The organism is Comamonas sp. BIGb0124, from assembly GCF_003752175.1.
Lineage (GTDB): Bacteria > Pseudomonadota > Gammaproteobacteria > Burkholderiales > Burkholderiaceae_C > Comamonas_F.
In genome coordinates, this window is record NZ_RJVF01000009.1 from 521,673 (window position 1) to 544,861 (window position 23,189).

The window sequence follows — 23,189 nt, forward strand, 5'->3', positions numbered from 1 at the left end:
ATATTTGACCTTCGAGAAGGCTGATTGATAGTCAGAGGAACAGCCTTGGGCACCGCTTTGTGCCTATGGTTCCCCGCAAGCGGTGGAACCGGGCACATTGCGGCAGAGCGCAGACGCGACGACCGAGGGATTATTCGGCCGGCGGTTGTTCGTCCACGGAATCGTCTTCACTGTCGGCGATGATGGCCTGCGCGTCGTTCTCGACGATGCGCTGCAGTCCGATCAGGCGGGTGCCTTCGTCGAGCGCGATCAGGGTCACGCCCTGCGTGGCACGGCCCAGCTCGCGGATCTCGGAGACCCGCGTGCGAACCAGCACGCCACGATCGGTGATCAGCATGATCTCGTCGTCGGCATGGACCAGGGTGGCGGTGACCACCCGGCCGTTGCGTTCGGACTGCTGGATCGCGATCATGCCCTTGGTGCCACGGCCATGGCGCGTGTATTCGACGATGCTGGTGCGTTTGCCGTAGCCGTTTTCCGTCGCGGTCAGCACGCTCTGCTGCTCGTCTTCGGCCACCAGCATGGCGATCACGCTCTGGCCTTCCTCGATGGTCATGCCGCGCACGCCGCGGGCGTTGCGGCCCAGCGGACGGACATCGCCTTCGTGGAAACGCACGGCCTTGCCGCCGTCCGAGAACAGCATCACGTCGTGTTCGCCGTCGGTCAGCGCCGCACCGATGAGGTAATCGCCCTCGTCGAGGTTGACGGCGATGATGCCGGCCTTGCGCGGGTTGGAGAATTCATCGAGCGCCGTCTTCTTGACCGTGCCCATGGCCGTGGCCATGAACACGAACTGGTCGGCCGGGAAGGTGCGCTTGTCGCCGGTCAGCGGCAGCACGACGTTGATCTTCTCGCCTTCCTGCAGCGGGAACATGTTGACGATGGGGCGTCCGCGCGCGCCACGCGAACCGGCCGGCACTTCCCAGACCTTGAGCCAGTAGAGGCGGCCGCGGTTGGAGAAGCACAGGATCCAGTCGTGCGTGTTGGCGATGAACAACTGGTCGATCCAGTCGTTTTCCTTGGTGGTCGTGGCCTGCTTGCCGCGGCCGCCGCGCTTCTGCGAGCGGTACTCGGACAGGGGCTGGCTCTTGATGTAACCCGTGTGGCTGAGCGTGACCACCATGTCGGTCGGCGTGATCAGGTCTTCGGTGCCGAGGTCTTGCGGGTTGTGTTCGATCACGCTGCGGCGTGCGCCGGCCTTGGTCTGGCCGAACTCGGTGCGCACCGTGGTGAGCTCGTCGCTGATGATGGCCGAAACGCGTGCGGGCTTGGCCAGGATGTCGAGCAGGTCTTCGATCTCGGACATGACGTCCTTGTACTCGGCCACGATCTTGTCCTGCTCCAGGCCGGTCAGGCGCTGCAGGCGCATGTTCAGGATTTCCTGGGCCTGGGTGTCGGAGAGGCGGTAGAGGCCATCGCCCTGCAGGCCGAAATCGGGCTCCAGCGTCTCGGGACGGTAGTCGTCGGCGCTCACGATGCCACCGTCCTCGCGGGTGCGGGTCAGCATCTCGCGCACCAGCGAGCTGTCCCAGGAACGTGCCATCAGCTCGCTCTTGGCCACCGGCGGCGTCGGTGCGCCACGGATGATCTTGATGAAATCGTCGATGTTGGCCAGCGCCACGGCCAGACCTTCGAGCACGTGGCCGCGGTCGCGGGCCTTGCGCAGATTGAAGATGGTGCGGCGCGTGACGACTTCGCGGCGGTGCTGCAGGAAGACCTGGATCAGATCCTGCAGATTGCACAGCTTGGGCTGGCCGCCCACCAGGGCCACCATGTTGATGCCGAAGGTGTCCTGCAGCTGGGTCTGCTTGTAGAGGTTGTTGAGCACGACCTCGGGCACTTCGCCGCGCTTGAGCTCGATCACCACCCGCATGCCGGACTTGTCCGATTCGTCCTGCAGGTGGCTGATGCCTTCGATCTTCTTTTCGTGAACCAGCTCGGCGATGCGCTCGAGCAGGTTCTTCTTGTTCACCTGGTAGGGAATCTCGTCGACGATGATGGCCTGGCGCTGGCCGCGGTCGATGTCCTCGAAGTGGCACTTGGCACGCATCACCACGCGGCCACGCCCGGTGCGGTAGCCATCGCGCACGCCTTGCAGGCCGTAGATGATGCCGGCCGTGGGGAAGTCGGGTGCCGGAATGATCTCCATGATCTCGTCGATCGTGGCCTCGGGGTTCTTGAGCACGTGCAGGCAGGCGTCGACGACCTCGTTGAGGTTGTGCGGCGGAATGTTGGTGGCCATGCCCACGGCAATGCCGGCCGAGCCGTTGACCAGCAGGTTGGGCAGGCGGGTGGGCAGCACCAGCGGCTCTTTTTCGGAGCCGTCGTAGTTGGGGCCGTAGTTCACCGTCTCGCGGTCGATGTCGGCCAGCATTTCGTGGGCGATCTTCGAGAGGCGGATTTCGGTGTACCGCATGGCGGCGGCGCTGTCGCCGTCGACCGAACCGAAGTTGCCCTGTCCATCCACCAGCATGTGGCGCAGGGAGAAGTCCTGGGCCATGCGCACGATGGTGTCGTAGACCGCGCTGTCGCCGTGCGGGTGGTACTTACCGATGACGTCACCGACGATACGCGCCGATTTCTTATAGGGGCGGTTCCAGTCGTTGTTCAGTTCGTGCATGGCGAACAGCACACGCCGGTGCACCGGCTTGAGGCCGTCCCTCGCGTCGGGCAAGGCGCGGCCCACGATCACGCTCATCGCGTAATCGAGGTAGCTGCGGCGCATTTCCTCTTCAAGACTGATGGGCAACGTTTCTTTGGCGAACTGAGTCATGAGAGGCACACTCTGGTAGTCATAGCGGCCCATTTTAGCGGGCAGCCGCTGTTGCCCTGTCGCAACAGTCTGTGGACTATACGGTTTCGTCTGACAATTTCCGGCATGTCAAGGTTTGGAGCACGATCAGGCGCTGTGGCACAATGAATTCAGCGTCTTGCATGGTGGTCATGTAAGGCCAAGTTTTATATCGCAGCGCGTCTGCGGCCTTCCCCCTAGAGGAGAACCATGAAGAAACTTAATAAAGTGGCAATGTTGCTTGCCTCCGCAGCGTTTGTCTCTGTTGCTGGTGCTCAAGTTACGGCTGCTAACGGCGGCAACGTTGTTGACAACTGGAAAAATGGTACGGGCGAGCTGGTCTGGAAGAACGGCACAAACGAATACTGCTGGCGCGATCTGAACTGGACGCCTGCTACCGCTGCCAAGGGCTGCGATGGCGCTCTGGTCGTGGCTCAAGCTGCTGCTCCGGCACCCGCTCCCGCACCGGCACCCGCCCCCGTGGTTCCCGCTCCCGTGGTGGCCGCCTCCAAGGTGACCTACTCCGCCGACGCTTTCTTCGACTTCGACAAGGCTGTTCTGAAGCCTGCCGGCATCGCCAAGCTCGACGAACTGGTGACCCGCATCAAGGGCATCAACCTGGAAGTCGTGATCGCCGTGGGCCACACCGACTCCACCGGTCCCGCTGCTTACAACCAGAAGCTGTCGGTTCGCCGCGCTGAAGCTGTGAAGGCTTACCTGGTGTCCAAGGGCATCGAACAGAACCGCGTCTACACCGAAGGCAAGGGCGAAACCCAGCCCGTGGCCAGCAACGCCACCCGCCAAGGCCGCGCACAAAACCGTCGCGTGGAAATCGAAGTGGTCGGCACGCAAAACCGTCGCTGATCGTTCACTCGATCCGCACCAGAAAAGCCCCGCTCTGCGGGGCTTTTTTTTGGCCTCCAGGCCGGCACCGAAGGGGGCTGGCGAGCGAGCTGCCGCGCGGCCGCTTGATAATGGAGCCATGAACGAAATGCCGAATGCTTCGAACGTCGATCCGGCCGAATTGGCCAAGTTTTCAGACCTGGCCCATCGCTGGTGGGATACGGAAAGTGAATTCAAGCCGCTGCACCAGATCAATCCGCTTCGTCTGAACTGGATCGACCAGCGTGCGGCGCTCGCGGGCAAACGTGTGCTCGATGTGGGCTGTGGCGGCGGCATCCTGGCCGACTCCATGGCTCGCCGCGGTGCCGCAGAGGTGCTGGGTGTGGATCTGGCGACCAAGTCGCTGCGCGTGGCCCAGTTGCATGCGCTGGAAACCGGCACACCCAACATCCAGTACCGAGAGATCGCGGTGGAAGCCCTGGCGGCCGAGCAGCCGGCATCCTTCGACGTCGTGACCTGCATGGAGATGCTGGAACACGTCCCCGACCCCGCTTCGGTGGTGCAGGCCTGTGCCGCCCTGGTCAAGCCGGGCGGCTGGGTGTTTTTCTCCACCATCAACCGCAATGCACGCGCCTGGGCGCTGGCCATCGGCGCGGCCGAGTACGTGCTCAAGATGCTGCCGCGGGGCACACACGAATTCGACCGCCTGATCCGTCCCAGCGAACTGGCCCGCTGGGCTCGCCAGTCCAGCCTGGTGCTCGAGGGCTCGAGCGGCCTGGAGCACAACCCCTTTACCGGCCGTTACTGGCTGAGCGACGACACGCGTGTGAACTACATGCTGGCGACGCGTCGTGAGCAGGCGTAACGCAATGACCGATCTCAACGAAACCTTGAATGGCAACGGCAAGGCCGTGCGGGCTGTCCTGTTCGATCTCGATGGCACGCTGGTCGACAGTGCGCCCGATCTGGGCGGTGCGGCCGACGACATGCGGGTGGCGCGGGGCCTGCCCTCGTTGCCTCTGGAGAACTACCGTGGCATGGCGGGCGCGGGTGCCCGCGGCATGCTGGCCGTGGCGTTTGGCATGACGCCCGAACACGCGGATTTTGCAGGCATGCGCGAAGAGTTCTTTCAGCGCTACGAAGCCCGCATGACGCAAAAAACATACATCTTCGACGGTGTGGCCGAATTGATCGCCGAGATCCAGGCGCGTGGATTGCAGTGGGGCATCGTGACCAACAAGGCCGAGCGTTTCACCCTGCCGCTGGTGGCTTCGATTGCGTTGTTTGCAAGCGCCGGCGCCGTGGTGAGCGGCGACACCACCCCGCACGCCAAGCCGCACCCCGAGCCGCTGTTCGAAGCTGCCCGCCGGCTGGGCCTGCCGCCGCAAGCCTGTATCTACGTGGGCGACGACCACCGTGACATCGTCGCCGGCCAGGCCGCCGGCATGCCCACGGTGGCCGCCAACTACGGCTACCTGGGCGCGGTCGACCCCGACGAGTGGCGGGCCGACTGGACGATTAAATCTCCCCTCGAGGTCTTGCAATGCCTGGCTTAGGCCTAAAATGCGAAGGACACGGGGCTGCACTGGTTTCGACGTGGGTACAGAATCGCCGTGGTGCATGTCGAGCTTGAGTGACGCTCGTAAATCTCTGCTCAAAAAACTAACTGCAAACGACGAACGTTTCGCACTCGCCGCTTAAACACCGGTGAGCCTCGCAACAGCAGGCCAATGGGCTGGGCAAGGGTGCCGCAAGGCGTCCAGGCTGCGAGGTAATCTACATTGGCTGGTTCCACGCCGGGTGTCTTGGCATGGGGCGAGATTCAAGGGCACTGGCCTGTGTCATAGCGTGCGACTGCGCGATGGCATGGGTGAGATCCAAAACAGACCGCTAAACATGTAGATCTGCGCGAGGACGGCTGACGGACGGGGGTTCAAATCCCCCCAGCTCCACCATTCAAGACAACGCCACACAAGGAAAGTAGCCCTTGTGTGGCGTTTTTCTTTGTCCTGGATGGCCTTGGATTGCGCTGAAATTCGCACACGATTCGCACGGATTCCAGTGGCCTGGGTCCGATGGTCCAGGCGTCTGGCCGGGGGCGCCTTGGGTCGATCGATCGTCCTTCTGAAAAGGGCGTACCGTTCGACGGACACAGCCAGTCCGTGAAGCCGGGTGTCATGCAGAATGGATTCATTCACATTCAACCTGCCAAGTGGCCTGCACCCAGCCTCACATAGACCGACATGAGCCTCATCGACACGACCCACTTCGGACTTCATCCTCGGCACATCACGCTGTCGGCGCAGAGTGGCAAGGAAGTCGTCGTTCAGATCGGACTGAGCCATCTGGTCGGCGCCATCTTTCGTCACACGCCGCCCACGCCCTCCGAGATGGAGCACGCCATCGAGGTCGTGGAAGATGCATTGATGGCAAGCCGTCTTCGGCATGCCGATCGTGGTGAACTGCTCACCTCCGACGCGATTCTGCGCGGCCTGCCGGGCCTGAACGCAGAGGGCGCGAGTCTGACGCGTGACGATGTGGAGGCGCTTTTTCAGCGGCTGGCTTCGGCATCGCTGGGCCATCCGGGCGTCATGGGCGAGATTCCTGCGGATGGCGAGACGGCCGCAGCCCTGCTCATCCTGCGCGAGTGCATGCAACACCTCGGTTATGTGAGTGTGCGCCTGCAGTCAAGCTGATCGCGACGCTCGCTTGCTCGGACGTTTGTTGTGATCACCCCAACGGTACGCTGTTCTGTGTCGTGAGCGCCTGGTTCTGGAGCCATTGCTGAACGTCGGTCACATAGAGTGGTGCGGAGTCGGCTGTCTCGATGCGATCGATACGGTGGTTGCTCGTGCTGTTCGTGAACCAGTTTTTCACCGTGATCTGGTCCGACGTATCCCTGATGCCGATGTCAAGATCGTTATCCGTGCGGACAAAAACCAGCTCGTTGCGATTCAGGTCGAGCAATTGCAGAACATCGACATCGTTTCCTGTCGGGTCTCCATCGTAGATGATGTCTCTGCCATCGCCACGCCGAAAGGCATAGGTATCGCTGCCCGCGCCACCATACAAGGTATCGTCGCCACTGCCGCCGATCAGACGGTCATTGCCTTGATTTCCTTGCAACGTGTCATCACCACCATCGCCTGAGAGCACGTCGTCAAGGACACCTCCGTGCAGCCAGTCGTGACCTCCAAGTCCGTTCATGCGGTTGGCATAAGCTTGAAGCCCATTGATGTAATCGGCTTCGGCGGTTCCGTTCTGAACAAGTCTGGCGGCTATGTCGTCGATGCCCCAGTAGGTGCCGTCTTCGAACACGATGGTCTGGATGCGGTAGGCGGCGGATTGGAAGTAAAGGTCGATGGTGACCGAATCGTCGGTTCCCCACGACAGGACAAGGTCTTCGCCTTGCCTGGTTACGCGAGTGGTCTCGGCAGTCAGTCCAGCCCCAAGGCTGAGGGTGTCTTGATCGCTTTGGCTGTAGCCGTAATGCCGCTGCCAGTCATAGTCTTGAATCCGATCATGACCGTCACCGGCCTGAAAGAGATAGATGTCGTTGCCAGCCTCGTCATACGAGGTGTCGTTGCCCGTACCACCGATGAATTGGTCTGCACCAGCACCGCCATACAAAGCATCGTTACCTGTGCCTCCAATCAACTGGTCATCGCCCTGTCCGCCGTACAACGCGTCATGGCCGTCATCGCCTGCGAGGACGTCGTTGAGGTTGCCGCCGTACAGCACGTCGTTTCCACCCAGGCCGTTGATGCGGTTGGCATGGCTTTGCAATCCCGTGATCTGATCGGCGTCGGCGGTTCCGTCCTGAACAAGCCTGGCGGTCAAGTCGTCGACGCTCCAGCGGGTGCCGTCCTCGAACGTGACGGTCTGGATGCGGTAGGCGGCGGATTGGAAGTAAAGGTCGATGGTGACCGAACCGGCAGCTCCCCAGGACAGTACGAGGTCTTCGCCTTGCCTGGTTACGCGAGTGGTCTCGGCAGTCAGTCCAGCCCCAAGGCTGAGGGTGTCTTGATCGCTTTGTCTGTAGCCGTAATGCCGCTGCCAGTCATAGTCTTGAATCCGATCATGGCCGTCACCGGCCTGGAAGAGATAGATGTCGTTGCCAGCCTCGTCATACGAGGTGTCGTTGCCCGTGCCCCCGATCAACTGGTCATTGCCTTGTCCGCCGTACAACGCGTCATGGCCGTCACCGCCTGCGAGGACGTCGTTGAGGGCGCCGCCGTACAGCACGTCGTTTCCACCCAGGCCGTTGATGCGGTTGGCATGGCTTTGCAATCCCGTGATCTGATCGGCGTCGGCGGTTCCGTCCTGAACAAGCTTGGCGGCCATGTCGTCGGTGCTCCAGCGGGTGCCGTCCTCGAACGTGACGATCTGGATGCGGTAGGCGGCGGATTGGAAGTAAAGGTCGATGGTGACCGAATCGTCGGTTCCCCACGACAGTACAAGGTCTTCGCCCTGCCTGGTTACGCGAGTGGTCTCGGCAGTCAGTCCAGCCCCGAGACGGAGGGTGTCTTGATCGCTTTGGCTGTGGCCGTAATACCGCTGCCAGTCATAGTCTTGGAACCGATCGTGACCGTCTCCGGCCTGGAAAACATAGATGTCGTTGCCGGCACCGCCGTGCAATGCGTCATTACCTGCGCCTCCGATCAACAGGTCATCGCCTGAACCGCCGTCTAGAAGATCGTCACCCGTGCCGCCGATCAGTATGTCGTCGCCAGAGCCACCGCAAAGCGTGTCGTTTCCGCCGAGTCCCAGCAGAATCGCTGCTTGGGCATCGCCTGCATTCAGCGTGTCGTCTGCAAACTCGCGACCCATGTGGTGGCGCGAGAGCATCAGTTTCGAAAGCAAGTGGGCGAACACATCGGTTCGCGTCTGCGAAGCGTCGCGAATGGCTTGACCTACGGCATGCCCTGGCTCTCCATGTTGTGTCAGCCATGTGCCGAGACGCACCAGATATACTGGGCCGTGCCGGGCGTAGCTGGCTTCGAGAGCCAGGACCACCTCACTCACATCGAGTGCGAATGCCTGGACCGACTCGTCCCAGCGCAAGCCGAGTCGGCTCAAAACGGGCCGATGCTCCGTCACATAAAGCAGTTGCGATTCGACCCCCTCGACCCAGAAGTCGAATGCCTCGTGCAGCTTTGTCGCTGCTGTCTGGCGAGGGTTCCTATGGCTGGCTCCCCAACCATTCACGGTATTCGTGTACTCGTTGCCCAGCAGGGCTTCCAGCGTCGCGAGCTTGCGGGCGTCGCCGATGAAATTTTGGGAACTACTGTCTGCTCGGCTGGCCGGATCCATATCGTGCACGCCGGACCAGCGGTAGATCAGCTCCAGCAAAAGTGCAGGGCGCTGCGTGGCATCGGCCTGTTGCCACTGCGTCAGCACAGCCTTGATTTCGCCACGGGCATCGCGGGCCATGGCTTGATGCAAGCTCGGCACATTGCCCATGCCCGCCAGGCCGGGCAACGCCAGGATATCGTTTGGAATCGTTACTTGGCCCAGGTCTCGTGTGATGGCTCGATCGGTGGCGAACCAGACGTCGTGCATCGCGCGATGCTGACCCTCACTGTCGGTGAACCCGCCTTGTTGGCGGTGCGCGTTGCCCTGAGCGTCCTCGGCAGCACCGTTCGACGTGTAAGCGAGTCCCAACTGCGATACACCGGCCTCGCCGAAGGTCAGCAGTTCGCCTGCATCGGTTATGCCATCGCTGTTGAGATCACGCCAGACACGCAGTCCGGCTGCCTCTGCTTCGGCCAGATCGATGCTGCCGTCATCGTTCGCATCCGACTCGGCCAGCGCTGAAAAACCGTGTTCGGCGTTTGCTCCGGAAGCCAGACGGCTGTAGTTGCCAAACAGTTCGAGTCCGCGATCGATATGGCCATTGCCGTCGAGATCACGCACCAGCAGCCCATCATCTCGAGCCACCCAGCCCGTACGTTCGGCAAAGCCGTTGCCGTCATGGTCGAAATGGATGCCCGATGTGGTCTGTGCAAGGGTTTCGATGCCGTCGCCGTCCAAATCGAGAATCAGCGGCGAAACCGTGACCTGGGCCACTTCGAACAGCCCCCTTATGTGGTCGAGCAGCGTTTTTCCGACTTCGCTGCCGATAACGCCCCCCGTTATGCCGGCCAGTATCAGCACCGCCAGCGATGCGGGCGCTGTCAGAGTCAGCCCGGCAGCCGCCAGTGCTCCCAGAAGCACGCCGCCGGCGAGGGTCCCGATGAGCGAACCCAGCTCGGATGACGCTGCGTCGACCAGCCAGTCCTGCAGGGTCTTGGCTGCGCCTGCGTTGTCGCCGTGTGCGCTCTGCGCCGCCGCTTGCCCGGCCGCGAGCGCCAGGCTGAGCACCGCGCCGACGACGCCGATCTTGTTGAGCAGTTTGGCTCCCGCCGCAACGCTAGACCCTGTAGTGCCTACGTCGGGTGTGCCCATTCCCGCCCTGCTTACCCATGCTCCGTGTGCGAGCGATGCGGTGCTTTCCAGCCCTATCATGTGGCGTGCAGACTCCCGTAATTCAGCTCTGCGAGGTTCATCCACATTCCGCAGTGCCTGCGCCAGCCTTTCCTGTGCTTGTGGGTTGGCGTGAAGGTAATTTGGGAGGTCGACGTCTATTTTTTGAAGGTAGTCCTGGGTATTCGTAGGCGATAGGTCGCTGGCGGCGACTTGCATCAAAGAGTTGCTGTTGAGGACATGCTTGACACTGTCCATTCCCAGTTTATCCCTCAGTTCTCGCAACTGGTTGATATTAATGCCGTCGACAAAGAAATTTGTCCGTGGATTATCCAGTAAGGCAGGCAGCTCGTTTTGAACGAATACACTCAGGTCATTGAATTTGTCCGGTGCGATGATTCGAAAGTTGCCTTGGGCTTCCAGAACATAGTTGCGACTGGCGATGTCCCATAGGGAATCTGCATTTGGGATTCTTGGTGCGGATTGCCCTGTGCCGTTTTTCCCGTATAGAATACGGTGAAACTTTTCATTGAGGGCATCGAATTGTTCTTGTGTGACGGGTCGAAAGTGTGGGTCGCCGAAGAGGTCGGCTTTTATGGCTTTTCGAAACGCGGAAGCAAATTCTGGAGTTTGTATTAACTTGCCAACATCGCTTTTGGCTACCGTTGTTCCACCGCCTGCGTGCGCAATCTCGCCAGCTGTTACATATGTATTGACGCCATCTGGCATAAAACCGCTGTGCAACAGGTACGTTGTCTCATTGGTAGCTCCATTTACTTTGCCTGAAGTTGATCGGACAAGCTCAACCAATTGAGTCAACGTATGCGAATGGCTCGCTAGAGCCAGTTCAGCATCCTGGAAGATCAGTGGCATAGATTGCTTTCTGTCCTACAGGTTGTTTTCAGGGTCGTTGACAAATGTGATGGGGAACTGCGTGATATCCAGCTCCGCAGGGTTTAGGGTGGTAAAGAGGTTTAGAATATCGTTTTTTGTGTTTTCAAGAGTGATGGGGTCAGGGGTTAATTCTTTTGTGAAATAGATCTTTGACTCGAAGACGCTGGCGGTATTGACTTCGAACATCCTCCCTTGAGTGAATACGTTGTATGTTTCGCCTGGTCTGACTCGTCTTGCGATCGAGCATGTTCTGAATAGGTAGGATTTTTTTTCTAAATCAATGACCCAGCTATTGATGAACTTGATTGCGTATTCTCTGTCTTTGATTAGGAAATCTAGATTTCTGAATAACTCGGAATCACAGTGTGGATCTGATTTTGCGTCCTCTAGGATTTGGTTTAAATCATCTGAGGTTATTTTCCTGATTTCGTAAGTCATGATTTCCTTTCGATCGGTCCGGTTGAATATTCAATTTTCTAACTAAGACGTGAGCCTCAGTGCGCGAGCGAACGCTGCGGATGAAGGTTCTCACAGCCCGCTGAACCCGCTGCATAGACGAGACGGCCGTTTTCAGGGTCTCATCGAGCCCGCGGGCAAGTTATCCATGCGTATCGGATGGCTCCTGGTCGTGGGTCCACTGCTTTTGATCGCTCCTGCGACGACAGTGCCGATGTCGACGGGCACTGGGGGGAAGGGGGCAACTCCGGCGTGACCGTCAACGAAGGTGTCTCAAAGAACCATGATGAGAGGCTATGTTTTCCTGCACCGGGCATGATTTATCCGAACAAGAGGCCGCGCTTGGGGTAGGCAACCACCGAGTGGGAGGAGGGCGGCGGGCTATCCGGTTGGTGCAAAAAAAACGCCACACGGGGCAAGCAGCCCTTGTGTGGCGTTTTGTTTTGCCCTGGTATGAGTCGGGCAGGCGATCAGCGATCAGGCGATGGGGTGTGGGTTCAGTCGGGTGTCAGGCCGGCCCGTGCAACGACTCCCTGCCATCTTTTCAGTTCGGTCGACACCAGCGTGCCCAATTGTTCGGGGGTACTCCATTCGACGATGGCACCGTGCAGTTCGAGATTCTTGGCGACGGTCTTGTCCTGCAGGGTCTGGTTGAGTGCCTGATTCAATTGGGTGACGATGTCGACGGGGGTCCGGGCGGGTGCAAACATCGCATACCACTGCGAAACGTCGACGCCCTGGATGCCGAGTTCGGCGAGCGTGGGAACGTCGGGCATGAGTTCGGAGCGGCGGGGGCCGGCCACGGCCAAGGGCTTGAGTTTGCCGGTCTGCACAAAGGGGTAGGCCGTGAAGAGGCTGGGAAACATGATCTGAGTCTGGCCGGCCATGGTGTCGGTCATGGCGGGTGCGGAGCCTTTGTAGGGCACGTGCATGATCTGTGTGCCGGTCGAAAGCTTGAAGAGTTCGGCCGCAAAATGCGGTGCCGTGCCGCTGCCGGCCGAGGCGTAGTTCAAACCGTTGGGGTCGGCTTTCGACGCCTTGATGAGATCGGGCACGCTGGAGATGGCGAGCTTGGGGTTGGCCACCATGAGGGTGGGCGAATTGCAGACCATGCCGATGGGCGAGAAGCTGGCGACAGGGTCGTAACGCAGTTTTTGCAGTGCGGGGTTCATCGCATGGGTCGCGATGTAGCCGAACAGAATGGTGTAGCCGTCGGGCTTGGCGCGGGCCACGTATTCCGAGGCGATGGCGCCGTTGCCGCCGGCCTTGTTCTCGACCACGATCTGCTGGCCCAGTATCTCGGACATGCGTTTGGCGAGCACACGGGCCATGGCATCGTTTCCGCCGCCTGCCGCAGTCGGGACCACCAGGGAGATCACTTTGTTGGGATACGCATCCGACGCCCATGCGGATGCCGAGAACGCGAGTGTGCAGGCGGCCGCGATCAGCGCGCGCCGTGTGAGCGATTGGTTTGCAGTCTTCATCTTTGTCTCCTGAATAATTATCGATTTCCGGTTTGATGGCGGTGCGCGAGATGGACTACGTTCTCAGGTGCAGTGTCCCATCGAAGATCTTTCGCGCGGTACGGATCAGCGAGGCCCTTTTGATGCCCTCGGAACCGTCGCCGGTCCCTGCCGATTTCTCTATTTCCACCTGGATGGCGCCGGATGGATGCAGCACCTCCAGGCGGAAAACGTGGGAGGCGTCGGCGGCCAGTCGCGAATCGAAAGCGACGGTTCCCGCCAGCACCGTGGCTGCGGCGACGCCGATGGCGCCCGTCGCGGCATGCGAGCGATGGCAACGGGCAGGCGTGAAGTAGCGCGATTGAATGGAGCCCGGGGAAACACCCGGTGCGATCAGGACGGGTTTGGGCAGCACGCTCGAGGACACGTCGCCCAGTCCCATGCGATGGCCGGCTTCGCGGCGGATGGATTCCAGCGCGGTTCGCAGCGCGGTGTTCGAATCCAGCTCGTCTGCGGACTCGGTGCCCTGCAGCCCGAAATCGGCGGCCCTCATCAACACCATCACTTGCGCGGCGTCGATGCAGGTGACGTCGACGCCTTGAATCGTGTCTTGTGTCTTGCCGGTCGGAAAGACGCTGCCGGTCACGCTGCCCCAGGCGTCCAGGAAATTGAGGCGAACCGGTGCCGCAGTGCCGTCGACGCCGTCGATTCTTGCGTCGCCGTCGTAGGCGACATGCCCATGCGGTGTCTGGACCTGCACGTCGATGCGTGAGTTGGTGTTGACGTTGAAGACGCGGACCAGCGTCGTGCCTTCGGTGGCGGCGACCAGGCCCTGCTCGATGGCGAAGGGGCCGACGCCGGCGAGCATGTTGCCGCAGTTGGGGCGTGTGTCGACACGCTTCTCGTTGACGCTGACCTGCGCGAACAGGTAGTCGACGTCGCAATCGCCCCGTGCGGATCGCGACACGATGGCGACCTTGCTGGTGAGGGAGTGGCCGCCGCCCAACCCGTCGATCTGAAGCTCGTGAGGAGACCCCATGGCCTGGAGCAGGACCTTGTCGCGTTCGTCGGGCTCATCGGGCAGCCAGTCCGAACGGAAGAAAGGACCCCGGGAAGTGCCGCCGCGCATGAGGACGCAAGGAAGTGTGTATGTCATGGGGGCCGATGATCTGCCTGTCGGTCCATTTTGTTAATTGCATATAAAGGAATCATTGATGCGTTGGACACAATAGAATTCAGGCCGACGAATCCGCCCACGGGAGTTCATTTCATGAGTCACAAATTCGATCTGGTCGACCTCGAGGCCTTTGCCGCGGTGGCGGAACTCAGCAGCTTTCGTGCGGCGGCCGAGGCGGTGAACATCTCGCAGCCGGCTTTCAGCAGGCGGATCCAGAAGCTCGAAGATGCCCTGGGCGTGAAGCTGCTGGACCGAACGACGCGACGGGTCACCCTGACCGCGGTGGGCCGCGAGTTCGCGCAGAAGGCGACGCACTGGCTGAACGATCTCGACAGCATGCTGGTCGGCGTAGGCGATATCTCGGCGTTTCGGCAGGGCGAGGTGACGATCGCCTGTGTGCCGTCAGCCGCGTATTACTTTCTGCCCGCGGTGGTGAAGAGCTACAACGAGCAGTTTCCGCGCATCCGGGTCCGCATCCACGACGAAAGTGCCAACGACGTGCTGGTGGCTGTCGCGCATGGCGAGGCCGATTTCGGCATCAACTTCGTGGGCAGCCAGGAGGCGGACATCGAATTCCATCGCATCCTGGTCGAGCGTTTTGTCGCGGCCTGCCGGCGCGATCATCCGCTGGCCAAACGGAAAAAAGTCACCTGGCGGGATCTGGCGGATCACCCCTTCATTTCGGTCGGCAAGACGTCGGGCAATCGGGTGCTGCTCGATCTGGCGCTGGCCGGAACCGATATCCGGCTCGCTCCCGTCTACGAGGCGCGGCACGTCACCACGTTGCTGGGACTGGTCGAAGCGGGCCTGGGCGTCGCAGCGGTGCCCAGCCTGGCCATGCCGGCCAAGGATCATCCTCTGCTGGCCAGCATTCCGCTGACAGACCCGGTGGTCGACCGGCAGATCGGATTGATCAAGCGGCGTGGCCGATCTTTGTCTCTGGCTGCGCAGCCGCTGTACGACATGCTGATGCACTTGTCCAAGACCAAACGCCGAACGAGCCGGCCTGCATCCTGATGCGGTCGTTTGGCCGCGCGTTCAATCTTTCCAACGGCAGTAGCAGCCCACCGCAAGCATGCCGATGGGCTCGACGGTCTGGCCTTCCATCAGCCGGTCGATGAGGGGCTCGACCAAAAAGCTGTTGGCCGAGCTGCAGACCAGCCCGGTGTTGACGGCCCGCTCGGCGGGCAGGCGCTGCGAGACGTCGTCGAACACCAAGGCCTGCCCGGCGTCATGGTGCAGGGCGCGGGGCGCGCGGGCCGTCGGATCATTGATCCGCATCGTCAGGGGTTGCTCGACGGCCGGACCGGGGGCAACCGGGCAACTTGTCAGTGGGGTATCAAGCCAGGCCGAGGTGTCGTGCGGCCTGCAGCAGCAGCCGGTCCTGAAGGCTGGCGGCGGTGAATGAAAGACCGACAGGCGCGCCGTCGACGCTGCCTGCGGGGACGCTGAGCTGGGGCAGTCCGGCGTGGCCCGATACGGCCAGCAGCGACAGGGCCTTGTTGCGCAGCGGCTCGAGCTCGGACTGCGGCGTGCAGAGCAGGGGCGCAGGAGACGGCGAGGTGGGGTACACCAGCACGACCGGACCGGCGAGGTCGCGCTGCATCTTGTGCGTGAATGCGGCGCGATAGCTTGCTGCGGCGTCGAATTCGGCGGCACCGATACGGCTGGTCATGTCGAATCGCTCGCGTATGCCGGGGCCGAACTGCGGACGGGATTGCTGGATCCAGGCGCCGAAGTGCTGCCAGATCTCGTGACCCTGGTGCATGCGGAAGGCTTGCAGGCAGGCGGCCGCACCGCCTTCGGGCAGCAGCGGACGGCGGTCGGCGTTCAGGGATGGCAGGCGGGCCAGGAGCTGCGCCCGGACCGGTTCGTCTGCCAGAGCCCACAGATCGTCGGGCAGCCAGAAACGGGGAGCCTCGCCCGCCGTCGGGGCGGGCGCAAAGGCCTGCATCACGCGGTCCATGGTGTGCGCATCGCGGGTGAAGAAGCCGGGTACGTCGTAGCTTCGGGCCAGGGCCACCAGGCCCTGGGGCGAGAGCAGCCCATGACTGGCGCGCCAGCCATACAGGCCGCAGAACGAGGCCGGCAGACGCACCGATCCGCCGGTGTCGGTGCCCAGGCCGATGTCGGCCAGTCCGGCCGCGACGGCCGATGCCGATCCCGAAGACGAACCGCCCGGAACCCGGTCGGGCGCGGCCGGATTGACCGGCACGCCGTAGCGGGCATTGAGGCCCATCAGGCTGAAGGCGAGTTCGTCCATGTGGGTCTTGCCGACCAGATGGGCGCCCTGGTCGAGCAGGGCTTCGACTTCTTGGGCATGCGCTGCAGCGGGTTGGCGTTCGGCTGCGTACTCGGGGCTGCCCGCGCCGGTGATGTGGCCGGCGACGTCGAAGTTGTCTTTCACGGCCACGGTGAGGCCTTCGAGCAGGCGTGGCGCCTCCGTGCCGCCGGATCGCCGGATGGGCTCGTCGAAGCGAGTCACGAATGCGCTGCAGGTGTCGAGCATTGGGGGTTTCCTTAGAGATCCAGGACCAGTCGTGTCCCGGTCGCGTGCGAGACGCAGGGCATGATCCAGCGGCCGCTCTGTTGTTCTTCGGGGGTGAGAAAGGTGTCGTGGTGTTCGATGCAGCCTTCGACGACGCCGGTCATGCAGGTGCCGCAGAAGCCCTGTTCACACGAGGTGGGGATGGCCTGTCCGGCGCGGTTGAGCGCGGCCAGAAGGTTGGTGCCCGGTGCCACGGGGATGGTGGCGCCGGTGGATGCCAGGACGACCTCGAGCGTGCCGGCGCCGCTCGCCGCGGCGGCATGAGCCTGGGGCGCCGGTGCTGCAAACCGCTCCTCGTGGATGTGTTCGGGCGCCCAGTGCCGGCCGGCTTCGGTCTGGACGGCATCCATGAACGGGACGGGGCCGCAGACGTAGACGTGGCTGTGTGCGGGCTGCGATGCCAGGATGCGGACCAGCGTGGGCGCCAGCGCATCGTTGGGCAGGCCGGCATGCAGATGGAGGCGGGGGCTGGACGGGGAGGCCCGGAGCGCGCCGAGGAAAGCGGCGTGTGCGGCCGAACGGACGAAGTAATGCAGTTCGTAGCTGGCCGCTGCCGCCTCGAAGGACCGGGCCAGGCTGTAGAGCGGCGTGATGCCGATGCCGCCGGCCAGCAGGATGTGGTGGCGTGCTGCCGGGGCAGGGGCGAGGATGCTGCGCGGCAGGCCGGCCTCGAGTGTCATGCCCTCTGCCGCCCTGTCGTGCAGCCAGGCCGATCCGCCGCGGGATGCGGGTTCGCGTTTGACGGCGATCAGGTACGCGTGCCGGTCGCCGGGATCCTGGCACAGCGAGTACTGGCGTACCAGGCCGTCGGGCAGGTAGAGGTCGAGATGGGAGCCCGGCGGGGCTGCAGGCAGAGGCGAACCGTCGGTGCCGACCAGCCGGTAGGTGCGGATGTCCTGGGCCTCGTCTGCGATGGCGGCGATGCGCAGCGTCTGGGTCTGGGCGGCCATGTCTTCAGCCTGCCAGCATGGCTTGGGAGAGCAGTGCCGAGACTTCGCGGCAGTGGTCTGCATACGCCGGCGTGAGGCGGTAGTCGGCGTCGCGGGGGTAGGGCTGCTCGATGGGCAACTCGCCGATGATGCGGCCGGGGCGTGCGGCCATGACGACGATGCGGCTCGACAGGAACACGCTTTCGTAGACGCTGTGCGTGACGAAGATGATGGTGGCCGAACTGGCCTGCCAGATCTTGAGCAGGTCGGCCGAGAGCCGGTTGCGTGTGATCTCGTCGAGCGCGGCGAAGGGCTCGTCCATCAGCAGCAGACGGGGCTTCGTGACCAGCGCGCGGGCGATCGATACCCGCATGCGCATGCCGCCGGAGAGCTCGCGCGGATAGGAGTTGCAGAAGGCGTCGAGGCCCACCATGGCGAGCACCGACATCACCGCGTCGTGGGCCTTGGCCCGCGACTGGCCTGCAAGCTTGAGCGGCAGGTAGACGTTGTCGAACACCGTGGACCAGGGCATGAGGTGGGGTTCCTGGAACACGAAGCCGATATCGCCGGTGCTCTTGCCGTCGTCGCCGGGCCGGTCGACCCGGCCATCGGTGTGCTGGCCCAGGTCGGCGATGATGCGCAGGGCGGTGGATTTGCCGCAGCCGCTGGGGCCGAGCAGGCTGACGAACTCGCCGGGGCGGACGCTGAGGTCGAGATCCTTGAGCGCGACCGTGCCGTTGGCGTAGATCTTGTTGACGCGGCTCAGCCGGACGAGCGGCTTGCCGGGGGCGGTGGTCTGAATGGCGGTTTCCATGATGTTCATCCTTCCTGCACGACTTCGCTCTCATGCCAGCGGCTGAGCAGCCGGTTCTGCACCATGCCCATCACCAGCCAGATCAGCAGGCCGAAGGTCGACAGCATGAACAGGGCGGCGAACATGCGGGCGATGTCCAGCATGGTTCCGCTCTCGACGATGATCCAGGCCAGGCCGGTGGCCGAGCCCGAGCCGGCCACGAATTCGGCCACCACGGCGCCGATCACCGAGAGACCGGAAGAAATGCGCACACCCGCGAGGATGAAGGGCAGGGCCGAGGGCAACTGCAGGTAGCGGAATCGCTGCCAGCGCGTGGCCTTGTAGAGGCTGAAGACGTTGCGCAGGCCGTGATCGGCCGACTTCATGCCGACGGCGGTGTTCGACAGCATGGGAAAGAAGGCCACGATCCACGCCAGCACCAGCAGGCCCAGCCAGACCTTGTTCAGGCCGACCCAGATGACGACCAGCGGGGCGATGGCCACCATGGGGGTGACCTGGAGCGCCACCGCATAGGGCCACAGGATGCGCTCGATGGTGCGGTTCTGCGTGATCAGCACGCCCACGGCGATGCCTGACAGCACGGCGGCGATGAAGGCTCCGAGCGTGATCGATGCGGTGAACGCCAGCGCCTTGAGCAGCAGGGGAAAGTCCGCGACCAGCTTGGCGAAGATGGCCGAGGGCGCGGGCAGGATGAAGCGCGAGACCTGGAAGTAGTGGACCAGCATCTCCCAGATGAACAGGAACACGGCGCCGGCGAGCAAGGGGGTCACGACGTCGGTGGCTGCCGGCAGGCGCCGCAGCAGGCTGGAGGACGTCCGGACCGGACCGGCGGGCGGTGTCGGCGGATGGGCAGTCAGGTTGGCGCTCAAGGGAGGACTCCTGTCGATTGAAGGGGATGGGGTGCGGGGGTCGGCAGGACGAGCCGCGAAGAGCGCGGGCCGCCGTGGTGCAGCGTCACGGTGGTGATGACGGCTTGGGTGGTCTCGGCATGGACCGGGTCCGCGCCGGTACCGGGGTTGACCGGATGGGCCGGGAAGTCGCTGCCGGCGATCGACAGGCGCAGGCGCTCGCCGGCGGCCAGGGTGGTGCAGGTGGGGCTCAATGCCAGGCGGTAGCGGCCGTCGGCACGCAACTGCCTGTAATGGGCGTATGCGCTGGCGATCTGGAACACCTTGCCATCTGCCGTCACACGCGAGAGCACGCACGACAGGTCGAAGCTGGGACGGTCGCAGTCGAGGGCGAGGTCGATTTCGGCGCAGCCCACGATGTCCAGCGGGGTTTCGAGCCCCTCGGTGGTGAAGGTGACCACGTCGCCGCGTTCATCGGCCTGGCGCCGGTCGACCGGACCGCTGGGCACGCCGTAGCAGCCGCCGACAACGGGTGCGGGACGCCAGGGGTCGTGCACCACGAATTCGGCGCCGGGGTGTGCGGCGGGTTGTCCGCGCAGACTGCCGTCGCGGGTGTCGATGGATGCCCGGCCATGGCCGGCGAGGCTGAGTTCCAGGCTGCCGCAGGCCAGCTGCTCGAATGCACGCCAGCGCCGGCTGCCCATGTCGAACAATTCGATGGGGACCCGGGCGGCGGTCTCGCCGCGGCCCTTGAGCACGCGGTCGAAAAAGCGGATGTGCTCGCGGTCCATGTCGCGTGCGGCTTCGTTGCCGAAGTCGATCTGACCGACCTGGCGAACCCACGGGAAATGCACCCAGGGCCCGATCGACAGATGCACCTCGGGGTTGTCCGCACTCAGTTGGGCAAAGGCCTGCCAGGTGCTGGCCAGATGGGTGTCGAACCAGCCGCCCGTCAGCAGCGTGGGCAGCCTTTTGGCCTGGATGGCTTCGGCCTGCGCGGCCGGCGAAATACCGTCCCAGAAGGGCGAGTCGCTGGGCGTCTCGAGCCAGTCCATGACGTGCGAGAGTGCCCGATGGGTCTTGAGCAGGGCGGGTTGCGCAGTGACCGGACCGCCGAGCGGCAAGGCACCGCTGGCGGCCTGGAGTGCGCTCCAGGCACTGGCGTCGCCGGCGCGGCGGGCAGCTTCGGCGGTGATCTGGAAACCCCAGCCCAGCATCTGCTTCATGCGCAGCGCGCTGTTCTCGTAGACCCAGGTGCGAGCCGGATCCCAGGGGCCCATCGCCGGGGCGATGGCGCGCAGCGACGGGCAGTGGCCCGCAGCCGCCAGAAACTGGTTGTAGGCCTGATAGGAAAAGCCATACAGGGCGACCTGCCCATCGGCATCCGGCAGGCGGGCGGCCCATTCCACGGCTTCGGCGCCGTCGTCGCGCTCGTGCTCGCCGGGTCTGAAGACGCCTTCGGAGGTGCCTCTGCCCCGCACGTCCTGAACGACCACGATGTAGCCGTGTGCCGCATACCAGGCCGGATGGGCGTAACTCAGGGTGCAGGCCACGCGGCGTCCGTAGGCCTGGCGCTGGAGCAGCACGGGGTAGGGGCCAGGCTGGGCCGGACGGTAGACGTCCGCATCCAGCCGGGTGCCATCGCCGAGCGTCATCGACAGGGTTTGCGGCCGCAGAACCGGCAGGCCCGTGCCGGCCGGATGGGTGGGGGCTGCAGTCATGCTTGGCGCTTGTCCCATTGGTCGGTGGGCAGTTCGATGGCGAACTTGGCATCCGCCGAATCGTCGGCCTCGAAGCGGCCCGGATTCAGCAGCCCGTGCGGATCCACTTCGCGCTTGAAGGCGAGGTCGCGGGGCGTGATCTCTTTCTTGCCGACCGATCGCACATTGGACGAGTGCGAGTTGGACACCACGGCTCCGGCCTCCTGCATGGCCAGGACGAGGTCGGCCATCTGCTGCGGGTTCTCGTAGACGAAGTAGGGCGCGCCGGAGCCCACGACGTCACCGCCCACACGCAGGATTTCCATGCGCATCGGTCCATAGTGGCCGACCTTGGCGTGCACGCGTTCGACCAGCGCCGGCAGGTCGGGGGCGCGGAAAAAGCCCTCGATCACGGAGCGGCGGGGATCGGTCTTCTGGATCTGGAACAAGGCGTGGCCGAAGACGAACTCCCAGATCGGCGCGCCGTAGGGCCCCTGGCCTTCGGGCGCGGTCGAGACCACGGTGCCGCCGTGCGCGGCCACGAGGCCTTCGAAATCGACCAGGTTGCCCTTGGCGATCATGGTCGAGCAGATGGAGTGGCCTTCGGGCACCAGCGGAGCAAAGGGCTGGATCAGGCGAGGCACGGGCCATTCCTGCACCGACACGACCTTGCGGGTGATGCCCGTCTGCTGCGCCAGGGAGACACCGAAGCGCACGGCCTGCAGGTAGTCGGGAAATGCGACCAGCGCTTCGATCCACGGCCAGGCCGGCGCCAGAGGCATCTCGACTTCGGTGATGATGCCGGTGGCGCCGTAGGTGTGGTGAGCCAACTGGGCGTCCGGGCCCGTGAGTTCGAGCAGGCGGGGTTGCTCTTCCATGGTCAGAACCTGCACGGCCGCGATGTTGCCGCGGTCGCGCAGGATGCCGTAGGCCACCGAACCCGGTCCGCCGGTGCCACCGGCCACATACCCGGCGATGGTGGCGATGCGGGCGGTGGTGGGGTGCATGCGCAGTTCCCAGCCCGTGGCCTTGGCCGCCAGGTCCATCTCGGCGACCAGCGTGCCGGCTCGGGCCCGGATGGTGCCGTTCCCGAGGGCGACGATGCCGCTGTAGGCGGTCATGTCGAGCACGATGCCGCCCTTGAGCGGCACGCTCTGACCGTAGTTGGCCGAGCCGCCGCCGCGCACCGTGATCGGGATCCGCAGGCGAACGGCCGTGGAGACCACGTGCTTGAGTTCGTCCAGCGTCTTGGGGGTCACGACCGCATCGGCCTGCTTGTCGGCGAGCATGTCGCGCAGCAGCGGGCTGATGGCGTAGCGGTCGCGGCTCTTGACGCGGATGCGGCGGGGGTCGAGGGTGACATCCACGCCGTCGAGTGCCGAGGCCAGTTCTTGGAGGGGATAGCTGCTCATGTCTTAGTCCTGGTGGATGGCCATGCTGGGGTGAACGGCCCGGTTGGCCTGGGCGAGGGGATAGTTCGCGACCTCGCGGATGAGGGTCAGCAACCGGGCGGCGGCGCGCTCGACGGTGATGCGACCGCGCTCGGCATCCGCACGCTCGGCATGGCCTGCGGCGCCCTTGGGGTTGAGGTCCTGCATCTGCCAGCCGAAGCCGACCGCGCCCCCTTCGGGCATCAGCAGTTCGTACTCCTGCTCCAGCGTCTGCGACAGCGACTGGAAATCCTCGGCCCTTGTCATGTCGACGAGATCGGGGTGCAGGTAACGCATCACGCTGGTCTCGACTTCACCCGCGTGGATGCCGTGCTTGAGTTCCTCGGCGTCGAACAGATCGTCGAGTGGCGTGAAGTGCGACCACTGCGAAGCCACCGCCAGCATGCCCAGTTGCACACGCAGCTGGCGGCACACGATGTCCATGACCTGAGGCTGGCCGCCGTGCGCGTTGACGAAGAGCACCTTGCGCACGCCGGCCCGGTGAAGGCTCTCGCAGATCTCGAACCAGACGCGGATGAGCGTCTCGGGCTTGAGCGTGAGCGTGCCCGGGAAAGCGCTGTGTTCGAACGAGGTGCCGACACCCTGGGTGGGCAGGACGAGGGCCGGGAAGTCGTCGGGCATGAGCGCCACGGCATGGCGCATGATGCCCTCGGCGATGGCGGCATCGACACGCACCGGCAGGTGCGGTCCATGCTGCTCGACGGCGCCGACCGGCAGCACGGCCACCACCTGGCTCAAGTCGAGTGCGCTGAAGTCGTGGGCCGACAGGTCCCACCACCAGTGTGATTTCAGTTTCATGGTCATCGGTTC

The 23,189-nt window shown here is 63.6% G+C and carries 18 protein-coding genes and 1 other RNA gene; 6 read left to right on the plus strand and 13 right to left on the minus strand.

Translation table 11 applies throughout. The features are described 5' to 3' along the window. Positions 1-130: 130 nt before the first annotated feature. Positions 131-2,773 (minus strand): DNA gyrase subunit A, encoded by a 2,643-nt coding sequence (gene gyrA, locus EC845_RS08555; RefSeq protein ID WP_123298011.1) that lies wholly within the window; start codon positions 2,771-2,773, stop codon positions 131-133. Between the two features lie 228 nt (positions 2,774-3,001). On the opposite strand from gyrA, the gene ompA reads away from it, so the two are divergent. From ompA to EC845_RS08580, 5 genes are all read left to right on the plus strand, one after another. Continuing rightward, complete coding sequence (gene ompA, locus EC845_RS08560) at positions 3,002-3,655, plus strand: outer membrane protein OmpA (RefSeq protein WP_123297121.1); 654 nt, start codon at positions 3,002-3,004, stop codon at positions 3,653-3,655. 127 nt (positions 3,656-3,782) lie between these two features. Then, positions 3,783-4,499: a bifunctional 2-polyprenyl-6-hydroxyphenol methylase/3-demethylubiquinol 3-O-methyltransferase UbiG gene (gene ubiG, locus EC845_RS08565; RefSeq protein WP_123298013.1), complete on the plus strand. Its 717-nt coding sequence runs from the start codon at positions 3,783-3,785 to the stop codon at positions 4,497-4,499. Between the two features lie 4 nt (positions 4,500-4,503). After that, a complete protein-coding gene (gene gph, locus EC845_RS08570; protein ID WP_123297123.1) occupies positions 4,504-5,190 on the plus strand; it encodes a phosphoglycolate phosphatase in 687 nt (228 codons plus the stop codon). A 20-nt stretch (positions 5,191-5,210) separates the two neighbouring features. After that, positions 5,211-5,589, plus strand: a transfer-messenger RNA (tmRNA) gene (gene ssrA, locus EC845_RS08575). Between the two features lie 288 nt (positions 5,590-5,877). Continuing rightward, positions 5,878-6,330 carry a hypothetical protein gene (locus EC845_RS08580; protein ID WP_123297125.1) on the plus strand — a complete coding sequence of 151 codons (453 nt, stop codon included), beginning with the start codon at positions 5,878-5,880 and terminating at the stop codon, positions 6,328-6,330. A gap of 34 nt (positions 6,331-6,364) precedes the next feature. On the opposite strand, the gene EC845_RS08585 is transcribed toward EC845_RS08580, so the two are convergent. The 4 genes from EC845_RS08585 to EC845_RS08600 form a co-directional block, all read right to left on the minus strand. Then, complete coding sequence (locus EC845_RS08585) at positions 6,365-10,972, minus strand: calcium-binding protein (protein ID WP_148077272.1); 4,608 nt, start codon at positions 10,970-10,972, stop codon at positions 6,365-6,367. A gap of 15 nt (positions 10,973-10,987) precedes the next feature. Further along, positions 10,988-11,431, minus strand: coding sequence for a hypothetical protein (locus tag EC845_RS22125; protein ID WP_148077273.1), 444 nt, complete (start codon positions 11,429-11,431; stop codon positions 10,988-10,990). A gap of 515 nt (positions 11,432-11,946) precedes the next feature. After that, a complete protein-coding gene (locus EC845_RS08595; protein ID WP_123297131.1) occupies positions 11,947-12,933 on the minus strand; it encodes a tripartite tricarboxylate transporter substrate binding protein in 987 nt (328 codons plus the stop codon). Between the two features lie 55 nt (positions 12,934-12,988). Further along, positions 12,989-14,068, minus strand: coding sequence for a 4-oxalomesaconate tautomerase (locus EC845_RS08600; RefSeq protein WP_123297133.1), 1,080 nt, complete (start codon positions 14,066-14,068; stop codon positions 12,989-12,991). Between the two features lie 114 nt (positions 14,069-14,182). Here EC845_RS08600 and EC845_RS08605 point away from each other — a divergent pair, with 114 nt between their 5' ends. Then, positions 14,183-15,106 (plus strand): LysR family transcriptional regulator, encoded by a 924-nt coding sequence (locus tag EC845_RS08605; protein WP_123297135.1) that lies wholly within the window; start codon positions 14,183-14,185, stop codon positions 15,104-15,106. 21 nt (positions 15,107-15,127) lie between these two features. Here the strand turns inward: EC845_RS08605 and EC845_RS22465 are convergent, their stop codons facing one another. Genes EC845_RS22465 through EC845_RS08645 form a run of 8 tightly spaced genes read right to left on the minus strand, consistent with a single transcriptional unit; the run spans position 15,128 to position 23,177 of the window. After that, positions 15,128-15,370, minus strand: a complete 243-nt coding sequence (locus EC845_RS22465) for a DUF6436 domain-containing protein (RefSeq protein WP_199739756.1) — start codon at positions 15,368-15,370, stop codon at positions 15,128-15,130. A 58-nt stretch (positions 15,371-15,428) separates the two neighbouring features. Then, positions 15,429-16,598, minus strand: a complete 1,170-nt coding sequence (locus EC845_RS08615; protein WP_123297137.1) for an amidase — start codon at positions 16,596-16,598, stop codon at positions 15,429-15,431. An 11-nt stretch (positions 16,599-16,609) separates the two neighbouring features. Next, positions 16,610-17,587 carry a PDR/VanB family oxidoreductase gene (locus EC845_RS08620; RefSeq protein WP_158615655.1) on the minus strand — a complete coding sequence of 326 codons (978 nt, stop codon included), beginning with the start codon at positions 17,585-17,587 and terminating at the stop codon, positions 16,610-16,612. Positions 17,588-17,591: 4 nt separating this feature from the next. Beyond that, the gene (locus tag EC845_RS08625; RefSeq protein WP_123297141.1) at positions 17,592-18,389 is read right to left on the minus strand and encodes an ABC transporter ATP-binding protein; all 798 of its coding nucleotides are present in this window, start codon (positions 18,387-18,389) and stop codon (positions 17,592-17,594) included. Beyond that, positions 18,386-19,249 carry an ABC transporter permease gene (locus EC845_RS08630; RefSeq protein ID WP_199739758.1) on the minus strand — a complete coding sequence of 288 codons (864 nt, stop codon included), beginning with the start codon at positions 19,247-19,249 and terminating at the stop codon, positions 18,386-18,388. Before EC845_RS08630 ends, EC845_RS08625 begins: the two co-directional genes overlap by 4 nt. Beyond that, the gene (locus EC845_RS08635; RefSeq protein ID WP_158615656.1) at positions 19,246-20,949 is read right to left on the minus strand and encodes a CocE/NonD family hydrolase; all 1,704 of its coding nucleotides are present in this window, start codon (positions 20,947-20,949) and stop codon (positions 19,246-19,248) included. The genes EC845_RS08630 and EC845_RS08635 overlap by 4 nt, the downstream gene beginning before the upstream one ends. Further along, on the minus strand, positions 20,946-22,340 hold the full coding sequence (locus EC845_RS08640) for an FAD-binding oxidoreductase (protein WP_123297145.1): 1,395 nt from the start codon (positions 22,338-22,340) through the stop codon (positions 20,946-20,948). Before EC845_RS08640 ends, EC845_RS08635 begins: the two co-directional genes overlap by 4 nt. Before the next feature lie 3 nt (positions 22,341-22,343). After that, the gene (locus EC845_RS08645) at positions 22,344-23,177 is read right to left on the minus strand and encodes a creatininase family protein (protein WP_123297147.1); all 834 of its coding nucleotides are present in this window, start codon (positions 23,175-23,177) and stop codon (positions 22,344-22,346) included. Positions 23,178-23,189: the final 12 nt, after the last annotated feature.

Excerpts from the sequence above, each read along its gene's own strand:
- ompA (WP_123297121.1), top strand. The coding sequence starts at position 3,002 with ATGAAGAAACTTAATAAAGTGGCAATGTTGCTTGCCTCCGCAGCGTTT.
- EC845_RS08645 (WP_123297147.1), bottom strand. The coding sequence starts at position 23,177 with ATGAAACTGAAATCACACTGGTGGTGGGACCTGTCGGCCCACGACTTC.
- gph (WP_123297123.1), top strand. The coding sequence starts at position 4,504 with ATGACCGATCTCAACGAAACCTTGAATGGCAACGGCAAGGCCGTGCGG.
- EC845_RS08620 (WP_158615655.1), bottom strand. The coding sequence starts at position 17,587 with ATGGCCGCCCAGACCCAGACGCTGCGCATCGCCGCCATCGCAGACGAG.
- EC845_RS08605 (WP_123297135.1), top strand. The coding sequence starts at position 14,183 with ATGAGTCACAAATTCGATCTGGTCGACCTCGAGGCCTTTGCCGCGGTG.
- EC845_RS08640 (WP_123297145.1), bottom strand. The coding sequence starts at position 22,340 with ATGAGCAGCTATCCCCTCCAAGAACTGGCCTCGGCACTCGACGGCGTG.
- EC845_RS08580 (WP_123297125.1), top strand. The coding sequence starts at position 5,878 with ATGAGCCTCATCGACACGACCCACTTCGGACTTCATCCTCGGCACATC.
- EC845_RS22125 (WP_148077273.1), bottom strand. The coding sequence starts at position 11,431 with ATGACTTACGAAATCAGGAAAATAACCTCAGATGATTTAAACCAAATC.
- EC845_RS08585 (WP_148077272.1), bottom strand. The coding sequence starts at position 10,972 with ATGCCACTGATCTTCCAGGATGCTGAACTGGCTCTAGCGAGCCATTCG.
- gyrA (WP_123298011.1), bottom strand. The coding sequence starts at position 2,773 with ATGACTCAGTTCGCCAAAGAAACGTTGCCCATCAGTCTTGAAGAGGAA.
- EC845_RS08600 (WP_123297133.1), bottom strand. The coding sequence starts at position 14,068 with ATGACATACACACTTCCTTGCGTCCTCATGCGCGGCGGCACTTCCCGG.
- EC845_RS08625 (WP_123297141.1), bottom strand. The coding sequence starts at position 18,389 with ATGAACATCATGGAAACCGCCATTCAGACCACCGCCCCCGGCAAGCCG.
- EC845_RS08595 (WP_123297131.1), bottom strand. The coding sequence starts at position 12,933 with ATGAAGACTGCAAACCAATCGCTCACACGGCGCGCGCTGATCGCGGCC.
- EC845_RS08615 (WP_123297137.1), bottom strand. The coding sequence starts at position 16,598 with ATGCTCGACACCTGCAGCGCATTCGTGACTCGCTTCGACGAGCCCATC.
- ubiG (WP_123298013.1), top strand. The coding sequence starts at position 3,783 with ATGCCGAATGCTTCGAACGTCGATCCGGCCGAATTGGCCAAGTTTTCA.
- EC845_RS22465 (WP_199739756.1), bottom strand. The coding sequence starts at position 15,370 with ATGCGGATCAATGATCCGACGGCCCGCGCGCCCCGCGCCCTGCACCAT.
- EC845_RS08635 (WP_158615656.1), bottom strand. The coding sequence starts at position 20,949 with ATGACTGCAGCCCCCACCCATCCGGCCGGCACGGGCCTGCCGGTTCTG.